General features: G+C 69.7%; 16 protein-coding genes and 1 tRNA gene. 3 read left to right on the plus strand and 14 right to left on the minus strand.

All coding sequences use genetic code 11. The features are described 5' to 3' along the window. Positions 1-5 precede the first annotated feature (5 nt). The 12 genes from trkA to EXE42_RS04565 form a co-directional block, all read right to left on the minus strand. Positions 6-1343, minus strand: a complete 1338-nt coding sequence (trkA, locus tag EXE42_RS04510) for a Trk system potassium transporter TrkA (RefSeq protein ID WP_092921420.1) — start codon at positions 1341-1343, stop codon at positions 6-8. Positions 1344-1429: 86 nt separating this feature from the next. Further along, a complete protein-coding gene (locus EXE42_RS04515) occupies positions 1430-2323 on the minus strand; it encodes a mechanosensitive ion channel family protein (RefSeq protein WP_137693765.1) in 894 nt (297 codons plus the stop codon). Continuing rightward, positions 2323-2568, minus strand: coding sequence for a YhbY family RNA-binding protein (locus tag EXE42_RS04520; RefSeq protein ID WP_092921416.1), 246 nt, complete (start codon positions 2566-2568; stop codon positions 2323-2325). The genes EXE42_RS04515 and EXE42_RS04520 overlap by 1 nt, the downstream gene beginning before the upstream one ends. An 81-nt stretch (positions 2569-2649) precedes the next feature. Then, positions 2650-3096 carry an SHOCT domain-containing protein gene (locus tag EXE42_RS04525; protein WP_092921414.1) on the minus strand — a complete coding sequence of 149 codons (447 nt, stop codon included), beginning with the start codon at positions 3094-3096 and terminating at the stop codon, positions 2650-2652. Between the two features lie 86 nt (positions 3097-3182). Next, the gene (locus EXE42_RS04530) at positions 3183-3689 is read right to left on the minus strand and encodes a DUF5797 family protein (protein ID WP_137693767.1); all 507 of its coding nucleotides are present in this window, start codon (positions 3687-3689) and stop codon (positions 3183-3185) included. Next, positions 3686-4990, minus strand: coding sequence for an Asp-tRNA(Asn)/Glu-tRNA(Gln) amidotransferase subunit GatA (gene gatA / locus EXE42_RS04535; protein ID WP_092921410.1), 1305 nt, complete (start codon positions 4988-4990; stop codon positions 3686-3688). The genes EXE42_RS04530 and gatA overlap by 4 nt, the downstream gene beginning before the upstream one ends. After that, positions 4991-5299 carry an Asp-tRNA(Asn)/Glu-tRNA(Gln) amidotransferase subunit GatC gene (gene gatC, locus EXE42_RS04540; RefSeq protein WP_092921408.1) on the minus strand — a complete coding sequence of 103 codons (309 nt, stop codon included), beginning with the start codon at positions 5297-5299 and terminating at the stop codon, positions 4991-4993. 116 nt (positions 5300-5415) lie between these two features. Beyond that, on the minus strand, positions 5416-5844 hold the full coding sequence (locus tag EXE42_RS04545; protein ID WP_092921406.1) for a DUF5788 family protein: 429 nt from the start codon (positions 5842-5844) through the stop codon (positions 5416-5418). 92 nt (positions 5845-5936) lie between these two features. Continuing rightward, positions 5937-6455, minus strand: coding sequence for a universal stress protein (locus tag EXE42_RS04550; protein ID WP_092921404.1), 519 nt, complete (start codon positions 6453-6455; stop codon positions 5937-5939). A 102-nt stretch (positions 6456-6557) separates the two neighbouring features. Further along, positions 6558-7757, minus strand: coding sequence for a pyridoxal phosphate-dependent aminotransferase (locus EXE42_RS04555; RefSeq protein ID WP_092921402.1), 1200 nt, complete (start codon positions 7755-7757; stop codon positions 6558-6560). A gap of 27 nt (positions 7758-7784) precedes the next feature. Beyond that, positions 7785-8189: a 6,7-dimethyl-8-ribityllumazine synthase gene (gene ribH, locus EXE42_RS04560; protein WP_137693769.1), complete on the minus strand. Its 405-nt coding sequence runs from the start codon at positions 8187-8189 to the stop codon at positions 7785-7787. Between the two features lie 534 nt (positions 8190-8723). Next, entirely contained in the window at positions 8724-9833 is a 1110-nt protein-coding gene (locus EXE42_RS04565; protein ID WP_092924386.1) for a GTP-binding protein, read from the minus strand. Positions 9834-10033: 200 nt separating this feature from the next. Here EXE42_RS04565 and EXE42_RS04570 point away from each other — a divergent pair, with 200 nt between their 5' ends. Further along, complete coding sequence (locus EXE42_RS04570) at positions 10034-10234, plus strand: hypothetical protein (protein ID WP_137705976.1); 201 nt, start codon at positions 10034-10036, stop codon at positions 10232-10234. A 177-nt stretch (positions 10235-10411) separates the two neighbouring features. Next, positions 10412-11434, plus strand: coding sequence for an NADP-dependent oxidoreductase (locus EXE42_RS04575; protein ID WP_137705977.1), 1023 nt, complete (start codon positions 10412-10414; stop codon positions 11432-11434). A 168-nt stretch (positions 11435-11602) separates the two neighbouring features. Here the strand turns inward: EXE42_RS04575 and EXE42_RS04580 are convergent. Together EXE42_RS04580 and nth are read right to left on the minus strand one after the other, a co-directional pair. Continuing rightward, positions 11603-11687, minus strand: a tRNA-Leu gene (locus tag EXE42_RS04580). A gap of 440 nt (positions 11688-12127) precedes the next feature. Continuing rightward, positions 12128-12826 carry an endonuclease III gene (nth, locus tag EXE42_RS04585; protein ID WP_092924349.1) on the minus strand — a complete coding sequence of 233 codons (699 nt, stop codon included), beginning with the start codon at positions 12824-12826 and terminating at the stop codon, positions 12128-12130. A gap of 124 nt (positions 12827-12950) precedes the next feature. Here nth and EXE42_RS04590 point away from each other — a divergent pair, with 124 nt between their 5' ends. Further along, positions 12951-13259 carry a cyclin gene (locus tag EXE42_RS04590; protein ID WP_092924352.1) on the plus strand — a complete coding sequence of 103 codons (309 nt, stop codon included), beginning with the start codon at positions 12951-12953 and terminating at the stop codon, positions 13257-13259. Positions 13260-13308: the final 49 nt, after the last annotated feature.

A 13308-nucleotide genomic window follows, 5' to 3' on the forward strand; every position in this document is an offset into this window, starting at 1 on the left:
CCCGCTCACGCCATCGAGGTGACGGCACTCACGGCGTCGGACTCCACGAAGAGGATGACGTGGTCGCCCGCTCGGAGCACGGTGTCTCCCCGCGGCGTGACGAGTTCGCGGCCGCGCGTGATCGCGCCGACGACGAACCGCACGTCGGTGTCGGCGACGATCTCCGAGATGGGCCGGCCGACGAGCCCGCACCCCTCGGTGAGTTCGAGTTCGAGGACCTCCGCCTGGTCGTTCTCCAGCACCGCGATGTTCTCCGCGACGCTCTCGTAGGTGAACCGCGTGATCTCCTCCGCCGTCACGGTGCGGGGGTTGATCGCGATGTCGATCCCGATCTCCTCGAAGACGGTGACGTAGTCCGGGCTGTCCACGACGGCGATCACCCGGTCGACGCCGAGGCGCTTGGCGAGCACGGAGATGAGGAGGTTCTTCTCGTCGGAGCGGAGCGCGGTGACGACGATGTCGGCCTCGTCGACGTGCTCGCGGGAGAGGAACTCCGTGTCGGTGGCGTCGTGCTCCATCACGACGGTGTTCGGGAGGTTCTCCGCGAGCCACCGCGCGCGGTCGGCGTCGCGCTCGATGAGCCGCGGCTCGAAGTCGCGCTCCTCGAGCAGCCGAGCGGTCTGGTAGCCGATCTCGCTGCCGCCGACGACGACGATCTCGTCGGCGTGGTCGGGAGTCGTCGCGGGCGCGACGTCGGTCGCGAACGACTGGACGCTCTCGGGGCTGCCGATCACTACCGCGCGGTCGCCGACGGCGATGTCGGTGTCCCCGCGCGGGATGACCATCTCGCCGTCGCGGAACAGACCGACGAACGTGAGCGACTCGAACCGGTCGGCCTCGGAGACGGTCTGTCCCGCGACGGGACTCCCCTCCCCGATCTCGAACTCCGCCATCTGGACGAGCCCGCCCGCGAACGGGTCGACGTCGATCGCCGCCGGAAGCCCGATGACGCGGACGATGTTCTCCGCGGTCAACAGGTCCGTACACACCATGAAGTCGACGCCGAACGCCCCCTCGTTCCCCTGCCACGTGCGGAGGAAGTCGGTGCTCTTCACGCGGGCGATCGTGAACCCGTCACCGAGGGTCTTCGCGGTGCCGCAGGCGACGAGGTTCGTCTGGTCGTCGTCGGTACACGCGATGACCATGTCCGCGCGGTCGATATCGGCGGCCGACTGGATCTCCGAGGACGTGCCGTCGCCGGCGATAGTGAGCACGTCGAGTTCGTACTTGAGCTGTTCCGCCCTGGCCGGATCGACGTCGACGACGACGACCTCGTGGTCCGACGCGAGACTCGCGGCGATGCTCGTCCCGACCTCGCCGGCCCCGATGACGACCACGTACATGGACCGATCGACCACGCGAACCCACTAGTGGGTTACTATCCGAACCGTCTCGGAGAACCGCCGTGTCACCGAACGCGGGGTCCGCTTCAGGCCTCGCCGCCGAACGCGGCCGGATCGGCGTCTCCGTCCCGCCCCGAGACGGTGCGCTGGGGGAACGGAATCGTGATACCCGCCTCGTCGAACCGCGCTTTGACGGCCTTCACGAAGTCCGCGCGCGCCTTCACGAAGTCCGACCGCGAGGGGTCGTCGATCCAGATCCGCGCCTGAAGCCCGACGTACGAGTCTGCGAGTTCGGTCAGTCGGACCGACGGCGCCGGCTCCGCGAGGATCGCGTCGCTCCGTTCGGCCTCCTCGACGATGATCTCGCTCGCGCGTTCGACGTCGTCCTCGTAGTCGATCCCGAAGACGAACTTCAGCCGGAGCGACTTCTTCGCGACGGGGTTCTTCACCACGTTGCCGGTGAGCACGTTGTTCGGCACCGTGAGCAGTTCGTTGTCGAACGTCCGCACGCGGGTGACCCGGAAGGAGATGTCCTCGACGACCCCGGAGTTCCCCTGCCATTCGATCCAGTCGCCGATGCGGAACGGCTTGTCCGTGTAGATGAACACGCCGGCGACGAAGTTCTTGATCACGTCCTGAAGCGCGAAGCCGATCGCGAGCGTCGCCGCGGCGGCGATGGTCGCCAGCGAGCGCAGGAACCCCTGATAGCCCGCGGCGCCGAACGCGACCGTGACGCCGGCGAACAGCGAGACGAACGCCACGATCTTCTGGAGCGGGCGCCGGGCGTGCTCGTCGAGCCCCTGTCTGTCGAAGACACGCCGGACGAGCGGTGCGATGACCGCCTTGTAGAGGACGTACGTCGCGGCGACGACGGTGACGAATATCGAGGCGTCGACGACGATTCCGGTCAGCGGGCCGAGGAACGGTCGGAGCGTCCCCGAGACCGCGAGGGGGCCGAGCGCTCCCGCGGCGGCGTCCATCAGTGGAGCACCGCCGTGTTCCCGCGCGTCTCGATCAGGTCGGCGTCGACCGCCTCCGCGAGTTCGTCGGCGAGTTCGTCGGTCGAGGTCCCGCCGCGGGCCGCCCGGAGGAACTTCACCTTCACCAGCTTCCGGTCGTCGAGCTGGTCGGCCGTCTCGTCGACGACCGAGTCGATGCCGTGCTTCCCGACCCAGACGGTGACGTCGAGGTCGTGCGCCTCCTTCCGGAGTTCGTGGTCGCTCATACGCGGTCGAGTCGGTCGCGCGCATTGAAGCTTGAGGTTCGGCCGCGCCGGCGGGAGACCGGCGCGTTACCGATTGACGCGTTACCGATCGTACTCGGCGTCACGCTCCCGGTCTGCGGACCGGTTGCGCTCGGCCCACTCGGCCGCGTCCTCGGGCGTCTCGGTCTCCAACAGTCGATCCACCTTCCGCTCGAACTGCTCGTCCGTGAGGTCGCCGTTCGCGTAGCGGGTCCGCAGCCGCTCCAAGGCGTCCGCGGTGTCGCCGGTCGCCTCTTCGCGCTCCGCCGCCTCGCCGCGCTCGACGCGGACCGAGCCCGACCCCGACTCGACGTGGACGGACTCCGCCTCCTCCTCGTCGAACAACATGGAGACGATAGGGACGATCACGATGTACCCGAACAGCATCAGCGGGAGCCACCACTCGACGTTGAGGAACATCGCCGCCAGCCACGCGCCCGTCACCGTCGTGGCGGCGATGCCGCTCGCGTTGCGGCGGAACCGCTCGCGGAGGGTCTCGTCGTCGGCCATCGGTAGCAGGGTGTCAGTCGCGGTACAAAGTCGTATCGGCGGGGCGGACCGACGACGACGCCGACGCGTCGAGCGCGCCGCGCCGCCTACTCTTCGATCTCGACCGTTATCTCGTCGCGGTCGACCGCCAGCCGGAACGTCGGGACGGTGCGGTAGACGACCTCGACGACGTTCTTGCGTTCGAGGCTACGGAGCGCGCGCCGCACCGCGTCCACCTCGGGGTCGCCGTCGAACGCCTCGCGGACGGCGTTGAGTACGCTGACGACCGACTGCGAGCGCTCGTCGGGCCCGGCGAGCACGTCGACGACCCGCGCTTCCAGCTCCGGAACCCGGATCGTCTCCGGGACGGCGCCGCGGGCGACCGCGTCGGGCTCGATCCCGGGCTCGACGTCGACGAGGTCGTTCGCCTCCGCCGTCGCGCGGATCAGGCTGTCGTCGTCCCGGTAGTAGTACTCCTTCAGGTGGTCCTCGAGGTAGCCGTGGACCTCGCTGCCGCTCTCCATCTCCCAGGCGTCCCGGAGCTCGCCGTTCTTCGTCGGCTGGAGGCGGACCACGTCCGCGAGCCGACCGCGTTCCTCGTCCGTGAGGCTCATCGCTTTTCGACCGCGCTCGCGGCGCGAACGATCGTCTCCTCGCCGAACTTCGGCCCGACGAGCTGGAGCCCGACCGGGAGCCCATCGGCCTCGCCGGCGGGCACGGAGATCGCCGGGAGGTTCGCGAGGTTCACCGGCGTCGTGTTCGCGTCCGCGAGGTACATCCGCAGCGGGTCGTCGAGGCTCTCGCCGAGCTCGAACGGGAGGACCGGCATCGTCGGGGAAGCGATGACGTCGACGTCCTCGAAGGCGTCCTCGAAGTCCCGCCGGACCCACGCGCGTGCGTCCTGCGCCTTCTCGTAGTACTTGTCGTGGTAGCCGGCCGAGAGCGCGTACGTGCCGAGCAGGATCCGGCGTTTGACCTCCGCGCCGAACCCCTCCTCGCGCGTCTCCGCAAACGACTCGTTCCAGTTGCCGTCGGCGTCGCTGCGGCGGCCGTACCGGACCCCGTCGAAGCGCGCGAGGTTCGAGGAGGCCTCCGCCATCGCGATGACGTAGTACGCCTGGACCGCGTGCTCGACGGATGGCAGCGAGATGTCGGTCGTCTCCGCGCCCCGCGCCTCCAGGTCGTCGATCGCGGTCTCGACCGTCTCGACGACGCGCTCGTCGGCGCCGTCGAACAGCTCCGCGGGGACCCCGACCGTCAGCCCCGCCACGTCGCCGTCGGCGGCCGCGGCGTAGCTCGCGTCGGGGTCGGCGCCGTCGACCTCGCTCAAGTCGCGCGTCGTCCCGTCGTTCGGGTCGTCGCCGGCGATGACGTCGAGCGCGGCGGCCGCCTCCTCGACGGTGCCCGCTATCGGGCCGATCTGTTCGAGGGAGTTCGCGTACGCGATCAGTCCGTACCGGGAGACGAGCCCGTAGGTGGGCTTGATCCCGACGACGCCGCAGAACGCGGCCGGACAGCGCACCGAGCCGCCGGTGTCGGAGCCGAGCGCCACGTCGGCCTCGCCCGCCGCGACCGCGGCCGCGGACCCTCCGGAGGAGCCGCCCGGGACGCGGTCGGTGTCGACCGGGTTCCGGGTCGGGCCGAACGCGGAGGTCTCCGTCGTCGTCCCCATCCCGAACTCGTCCATGTTCGTCTTCCCGACGATCGTTGCGCCCGCGCCGGTCAGTCGGTCGACGACGGTCGCGGAGTAGGGCGGCACGTAGTCGGCCAGCATCTCCGAGCCGCAGGTCGTCCGGATCCCCTCGGTGGAGATGTTGTCCTTCACCGCGACGGTCGCGTCCGCGAGCGGGCCGTCGGCGTCCGCGTCGCCCTCGATCGTCTCCTCCGTGACGAAGGCGTTGAGGTCGGCCGCCATCTACGACACCTTCGGCCCGACGAAGAAGCCGTCCTCCGTCTCCTCGGCGTTCGCGAGCGCCTCCTCCTGGGAGAGCCCCGACTCGACCTCGTCCGGGCGCATCACGTTGACGAGCTCCTCCTCGCGCTCGACCTCGGGGACCTCGTCGAGCGCCTCGAAGTACTCCAAGATGTCGCCGAACTGCGCCGCGAACTCGTCGACCTCGTCGTCGGCGAGCCGCACCCGCGCGAGGTCGGCGACGTGTCTGACCTCCTCGGCGTCGACGGCGGTCGCGTCCTCGCCGTCGTCCGACGCTGCGGTGTCGCTCATACTCGAACGTACCACGCGGGCGGCGAGTAAGGGTTTCGGAAGGGGGCCGGCGACCCGGAGCGGTCGGCCGCGCCGCGGGCGGGACCGTCGCCCGAACCGACCAGCGGGACGGCGAGTCACCGCACCTGATCGACGAACGCGAGCCAACGCTCGTGGCCGGCGAGGGTGTCGGCGTGGTGTTCGTCGGCGAAGCCGGGGCGGCGGATCCCCTCCAAGGCGTTCAGCGCGCGGTCGATGCCGATCGCCTCCTCGACGAGCGTCTCGCCGGTCTCCCGGTCGATGTCCTCGGTTTCCAGCCGCTCGACCCGTCGCTCCCGCTCCGCTCGGAGGGACTCGCGCGCCGCCGTCACCTTGCGGTCGAGCGCGGGCGGAACGGCGTCGACCTTCCGGCTCTCGACGATGAACGCGGACAGGTCGACCGTCTCCCCGTGGATCTCGACCTCGTCGGGGACGCTCGCGCCGACGGTCGCGCTCGGGCTGTTCACGCGGTCGAGGAGGGCCTCGCGAGCGTCGTCTCCGATCGGCGTTCGCTCCGGGTCGCTCACGGGTGTGGGTGGCAGGGGGAGCCCGAAAAACCGTCGGCCCGCGCGCGGTTCCGCGGTCGCACGTCGACTCGCTACCGTTCGGCTCCGCGCCCTCACGCGTCCGCCCGCACGGTCGTCACCGGAACGTCCGACAGCCGCACCACCTTCTCCGCGACGCTGCCGAGCAGGTACCGCTCGACGCCGGTCCGCCCGTGGGTCCCCATCACCACGAGGTCGACGTCGTTCGCGCTCGCGTACTCCAGGATGGCCGAGTGCGGCGTTCCCGTCTCGACGGCGGTGACCGTCTCCGGCGACGCCTCGCCGTCGCGGAGCGACGCGGCCGTCGCCTCGACGATCTCCTCGCCGTGCTCGACGAGCGCCGACCGCGTCGCCTCCGCGTCGGTCCCTTCACCGACCATGCCGCTGCCGTCGCCGGGCGCCGGGTCGGCCCGCACGCCCGATCCCTCCTTCGTCAGGAAGGCGCCGCTCAGTCCGTAGCTGGCGCTTCGCGCGTCGACCACGTGGAGGACGTGAACGGTCGCGTCGAACGCGGCCGCGAGCTCTCGGACGTGGTCGACGACGGCCTCGGCCCCCTCGCTCCCGTCCGTCGGGTAGAGGATCGTCTGGTACATGGTGTCACCCGTCCGAAATTCTCAGAGCTGACAGAAAACGTTGGCGGCGGATGGGACCGCCTGACCCGTCGGATTCGGGACCGTCTCCGCCGAATCGGCGACCTACAGCAGGTCGTTCGCGACGAGGCGGTCAACCGCCTCGCGCAGCCGTTCCTCGCTCGCGGCGTAGGAGATCCGCGCGTAGCCGGGGGCGTTGAACGCGCTGCCGGGGACACACGCGACCGCGGCCTCCTCGATCGCCGCCTCGCACCACGCCTGGTCGTCGTCCGCCACCGGGATCATCATGTAGAAGGCGCCGTCGCCCACGTCGACGTCGACGCCGTGTTCGTCGAACAGGTCGACGAGGAGATCGCGGCGGGACTCGAACGCCGCGCGCATCTCCTCGACCGACTCCTCGGTGTTTTCGAGGGCCTCGATCCCCGCGCGCTGGACGAAGTTCGTCGCGCAGGAGACGGAGTGGGAGTGGAGCTTGCCGGCCTCGTCGACGAACTCGTCGGTGGCGTGGAGGTAGCCGAGCCGCCAGCCGGTCATCGAGTACGCCTTCGAGAAGCCGTTGACCGTCACCGTGCGGTCGGCCATCCCGTCGAGGCTCGCGAGCGAGACGTGCTCGGCGTCGTAGACGATCCGCTCGTAGATTTCGTCGGCGATCACGGCGACGTCGTGCTCCACGGCGAGGTCGCGGACGCCCTCCAAGGCGGCCTCCGAGAACACCGCGCCCGTGGGGTTCGACGGGGAGTTGACGACGAGCAGTTCGGTGTCGTCGGAGACGGTCTCCGCGAGGTCGTCGAGCGCGGGCTCCAGCTGGAAGCCGTGCGGGGCGAGGTCAACACGCGAGAGGTCGGCGCCCGCGAGCTTCGCCATCGCCTCGTAGGAGACCCACGCCGGGTCCAGCAGGACGACCTCGTCGCCGGCGTGGGACGACGTCCCACTGGGTGACGGGTGTGACCCGTCACCCCCGTCGATCAGCGTCTGGAACGTCTCGTAGAGGGCCTGCTTGCCGCCGGGCGTGACGATCACCTCGTCGGCGTCGGCGTCGACGCCGTTGCCGCGGAGCTTCTCCGCGATGGCCGCCTTGAGTTCGGGGACACCGTTCGAAGAGGTGTACCCCGTGTGGCCCGCGTCGAGGGCGTCCTTGCCGGCCGCGACGACGTTCTCCGGGGTGTCGAAGTCCGGCTCGCCGACGGAGAGGTCGACGATGTCCGCGCCTTCCGCCTCCTTCTCCGCCGCGAGGTTCGATATCGCCAGCGTCGCGCTGGGCTCTACGCGTCCGATCCGCTCCGAGAAGTCGTATCCGTCGCTCATGTGTGGTGTGTAGTCGGCTCGTGTCCGTCAGTCTAGTTCCGCCGCGAGGTCGATCGCGGCCGCCGCCGCGTCCGCCCCCTTGTCGATCCGCTCGCGCGCCTCGGCGCCGGACATCCCCGGGCCGCTCACGCCGAAGGTGACCGGGGTGTCCCGGTCGAGGCTCACGTCGGTGAGCTTCTCGGCGGTCGCGTTCGCGATGACGCGGTCGTGGTCGGTGTCGCCGGTGACGATGGCGCCGACGACCGCGACGGCGTCGACGTCGTCCCGGCGCGCGAGCCGGTCGGCGGCCAGCGGGCTGTCGTACGCGCCCGGCACGCTCAGTTCGTCGACGACGACGGCGTCGCGGTCGGCGGCCGCCTCCCGGGCGGCCTCGGCCATCGGCTCCGTGACGGAGTCGTTGAACCGCGCCACCACCAGTCCCAGCGAGACCATACCGAACCTGACGCGGGAGACGGCAAAGGTCTACCGTTCGACCGCAGGGTTGCCGGGCGAACGCGTTCGGGGACGGTGCCGCGACGCGGGAGGATTCCGGATGAGACCCACTGCGGCGGCGCGTGCCGACGAGCGCCCGCAGGGCGCGAGTCGCACGCGCGAGGGAGTCGGGCTTCGCCCGACTGCCAGAGGCGCGTCGCGCCTCGCTGTCGCCGGCGCTAGGCGCCGGCTGCCAGCGGGACCTTCGGTCCCTCGCTGGACGCGGCGAGCGAGGAGCGCGGTTCGAGAGAGCTTCGCTCTCTCGTCGCCGCCGGGAGTCACAGACTTCCGGCTAGCAGTCAGGAGCCGAGGAGTTCTGACGATATCCCGAAAATCGGAGATTTTCGGGCGACAGCAAGCCGCGCGAGCCCCGCAGCGAAAACGAGCGAGACCACGAGCGTCGCAGCCCGCACGGCGAAGCGGACGGACACGTCTTTTGAAGGCCCTCGCGCCTGAGGCTTTGGAGGTATCTTCACCCGACGCGGGTTTAGAAATTCACTTCCGCGCGACGATCCGCAACACGTCTTCATCAGCCAACTCGTGGCCCTTCCCGACCTGTTGGTCGTCGTGTTTCGCGCTGTCGCCCGACACCCGCGCAAATTTGAAGCGCTCGTCGAACTCGCCGCCGATCTTCGTACAGGCGTCGCCGACCGTGTCGCCCTCGAACAAAATTAGCGGCTCCTCGTAGTCGACGCCGCGACCGGGCTTGTCCATGTAGATGCGAATAACGCCCAGCTCCTCCCAGAGCCGCTCCTTGAGCCCGTCGAGGCCGAGTTCCTTCTCGGCGGAGATGAAGAGCACGTCGTCGGGGTCCAGGTCCCGCTCGCGCAACTCCGCTTTCACCGTCGGGAGGTAGCTCTTGTCGATGAGGTCCGCCTTGTTGACGGTGACCATCGAGGGGAGGTACTCGCGGTTGTCCATCACGGCGTCGACCAGCTCGTCGATGGTGAGGTCGTGCGGGATCGTCACCTTCGCGTTGACGTAGCCGTACTCGCGGAGGACCTGCTTGACCGTCTCCTCGTCGAGGCTCACGTCGTCGCTCATCGTCACGCCGAGCCCGTCCTTGTGCGTCTTCCGGATGTTGATGTTCGGGGGATCGGTGTCGAGGCGGATGTTGGTCGCGTACAGCTCCTCGCGGAGGCGGTCGTACTGCTCGATCTCGAAAACGGAGAGCATGAACACCACGAGGTCCGCGGTCCGGACGACCGAGAGCACCTCCTTGCCGCCGCCACGACCGCCCGCGGCGCCCTCGATCAGCCCCGGCACGTCGAGGATCTGGATGTTCGCGCCGCGGTACTGTAGCATGCCGGGGTTGACGTCGAGGGTGGTGAACTCGTAGGAGCCCACCTCGCTGTCGGCGTTGGTGAGGGCGTTGATGAGGGTGGACTTGCCGACGCTGGGGAACCCGACCAACGCGACCGTGGCGTCCCCGTGCTTCTCGACCGCGTAGCCGTGACCGCCGCCGGCGGAGGACTGGTTCTCCAGCTTCTCCTTCTTCTCGGCGAGTTTCGCCTTCAGGCGCCCGATGTGAGCCTCCGTCGACTTGTTATAGGGCGTCTCGGCGATCTCCTCGCGGAGGTCTTCGATCTCCTCCTCCAGTCCCATTACCACACCCTCGGCCGGTCGGCTCGTTAAAGGTGTTCCTTCGGATCGCCGGCCCGTCGGCGGGGATCGAATCGGCCGACAGCTCCGCGCGAATCGGCCGACAGCCCCGCGCGAATCGGCGGTTCGCGCCGAATGAGTGGTTGGTCCGCCGATACTTCGACACGGTTATATCGGAGACGAATAATCCTCTGACACGCCGAATGCCAGATCCGTCGAGCCTTCGCGACAGTACGCAGATCGTCCTCCCGCGCCGCGCGCTCGACGGGCACCGGGAGCCCCTCGAAGCCCGCTTCACCGTCACCGTCGTCGAGACCGACGACCGGTACCGGATTATCGGCAGCCCGGTCGAGATCAAGGCCGCCAGCGACTACCTCGCCCGCAACGGCGTCGCTGTCGCGTGAGGCGCTCCGTCACGTGAGTCGTTCCGTCGGCGGGCGGCCCGGCGGTCGCGTGTCGATCCCGCTGCGCGACGGGGAGCCCTCGCGGGGCCGCTATCGTCGCGCCGGCCGCGGGTTCCGGATCCCCACGACGGCTGCTGGGGTCCAAACCCTATTGCGGTCCATCCACAAACGGGGACCGTGACGAACACCAACCGCGAGTGGCTTCTCGCCGAGCGGCCGACCGGCGAGCCCGATCAGGACAGCTTCGAACTGCGCGAGACCGAGGTCCCCGCCCCCGACCCCGGCGAACTCCTCGTCCGCGTCCGGTTCCTCTCGGTCGACCCGTACATGCGCGGCCGGATGCGCGACGCCGAGTCCTACGCGGAGCCGTGGGACGTGGGCGACGCGCTCAGGGGCGGGGTCGTCGGCGAGGTGGTCGAGAGCGCGAGCGACGCGTACGACGCGGGCGACCTCGTGACCGGCGAGGGGCGCTGGGCCGACTACGCGACGCTCGACGCCGACGACGTCGCGCTCGTCGACCCGGCTGTCGCGCCCCCCGAGGCGTACCTCGGCGTCCTCGGCATGCCCGGGCGGACCGCGTACTTCGGACTGCTGGAGGTCGGCGAGCCGAAGCCCGGCGACACGGTCGTCGTCTCCGGCGCGGCCGGCGCGGTCGGCTCGGTGGTCGGCCAGATCGCGGTGCGGAACGGCTGTCGCGTGGTCGGCTTCGCGGGCAGCGACGAGAAGACCGACTGGCTCACCGACGACCTCGGCTTCGACGCCGCGATCAACTACAAGACCGCGGACGACTACCGCGCCGAGCTCGACGAGGCGGCGCCCGACGGCGTCGACGTGTACTTCGACAACGTCGGCGGCCCGATCACGGACGCCGTCTTCACGACGCTGAACCTCGACGCGCGCGTCGCGGTCTGCGGCCAGATCGCCCACTACAACGACGAGGAGACCCCGACCGGCCCGCGGAAGCTCCCGCAGCTGATTCCGGTGCGGGCCAAGGTCGAGGGCCTGCTCGTCAGCGACTTCGCGACCCGGTTCGGCGAGGCGAGCGAGCGGCTGGGCCGGTGGGTCGCGAGCGGCGACCTCAAACACCGTGAGACGGTCGTGGAGGGGTTGGAGAACGCGCCCGACGCCTTCCTCGGCCTGTTCTCCGGCGACAACATCGGCAAGCAGGTGGTGCGGGTGTCGGACGCCGACGCGGAGTAGTCGCGACTCGGCGTCGCTTCTACCTGTAAAGGGAGTGCGCGGGACCGGATTCGAACCGAGGCGAGAAATGCTCGCTCACTCCGTTCGCTGTGCTTTCTCGCTGGGTTACAAATCCGCTCCTGCTCCCTCACTCCAGCCGACTCGCTTTGCTCGTCGGCTTCCGTTCAGTGCGCGGGACCGGATTCGAACCGGCGGACCCCTACGGGATAGCGTCCTAAGCGCTACGCCTTTGGCCTGGCTCGGCAACCCGCGCGCAACCCCGAATACGCGAAACCGAGTCAAGAACCTGACGAACCACCAGCGGCGATGCGATTTATAAATACGATGGCGCGTGCCGACGAGCGCCCGCAGGGCGCGAGTCGCACGCGCGAGGGAGTCGGCCGCCCAGAGCGAAGCGAAGGGCGGCCGACGAGGCTGGGGGGGTGTGAGGTGCGGTTGCGGTGCCGTGCGGGGTGGGACTCAAAGGGGCGGCCGCGAGGGCGAAGACGCGCGACGCAAGTAGCGAGAGACCTTCGGTCTCTCGGACAGCCGGCGGCGGAGCCGCCGGCGAGACCGCAGGAGAGAACGGAGTGAGCGACGAGGACCGCAGCGAGCGCATCGAGCCCTCGCGGCCGGGGCTTTGGACGTGTTCGCTACCAAGCGGGCGTCACCGTTCACTTATAAACCACTACCAACTGACCCCGCCCCACCGTCTCAGCAGTACTCGCAGTCGCAGTACTCGTCACAGACGGGGTTGTCGCAGTCGGCGCCCCGAGCGGAGCAGTGCTCGCGGCCGTGCCGAATCAACAACACGTGAAGCGGGTAGATCAGTTCGTCGGGCACCTGCTCGTCCAACACCTCGTGCGCACGCTCGTTCGACGCCGACTCCGGCACCAGCCCGAACCGCTTCGAGACGCGCTCGACGTGGGTGTCGACCGCCATCGTCGGCTTCCCGAAGTGGAAGTTCAACACGACGCTGGCGGTCTTCGGGCCGACGCCTTTGATCTCCGTGAGCCACGCCTTCGCGTCGTCGGTGGCCATCGCGTCGAGGAACGCCAGCGAGTACGCGCCGCCGGTCTCCTCGCGGATCGCGGTCAGCGCGCGCCGGATCCGGGCTGCCTTCTGATCGGGGAGGCCCGCCACGCGGATCGTCTCCTTCAGCTCCTCGTGGTCGGCCGCCTCTATCGCCGCGAAGTCGTCGTAGCGGTCGAACAGCGCCTCCGATGCGCGCCGCGTGTTCTCGTCGGCGACGTTCTGCGAGAGGATCGTCGTCACCAGCTGGCGGACGCCCTCGCCCGGCTCCGCGGTCGGGTCCGCGCCGTGCTCGGCGACGCGGTCGACCGGCTCGTACAGCTCGACGAGGTCGTCGTGAAGCGCCCGGACCCGCGTCTCGTCCCACTGCTGTGTCGACATACGCGCGATACGTGTGCGGTCGACTTGAGGCCGGCGGACGTCGGAAACCTCGGGACGGCGACCGCGGGCGGAGCGCGGCCGGCCGACGCGGCCGTTTATATATCCCCCGCGACTACCTCGGCGCGTGTACCGGGCGAGCGACCGGGTCGACAACGAGGCGTGGATCGAGCTGCTCGAGGAGGCGTGCGTCTCCCTCGACCTCGACGAGGAGACCCGCTCGACCGCGGTCGACCTCTTCCTCTCCCGCGCGCCCGACGACGACCGCGGCAAGCGCGTCGCGGCCGCCGCCAGCCTCTACGCCGCCGGCCTGATCCGGGGCGAGGAGCGGTCGCAGTCCGCGGTCGCGGACGCGATGGACGTCTCGCGGCTCTCGGTCCAGCAGCGCTGGAAGCCGATCCTCGAAGACGCCGGCTTCTCGCCGCCGTCGTGGTGAAACGGCGGAGACGGTGCGTAAGACCGTCTCTTCCGTCGCGGACCAGAGT

This window comes from Halorubrum sp. SP3, from assembly GCF_005435195.1.
GTDB lineage: Archaea > Halobacteriota > Halobacteria > Halobacteriales > Haloferacaceae > Halorubrum > Halorubrum sodomense.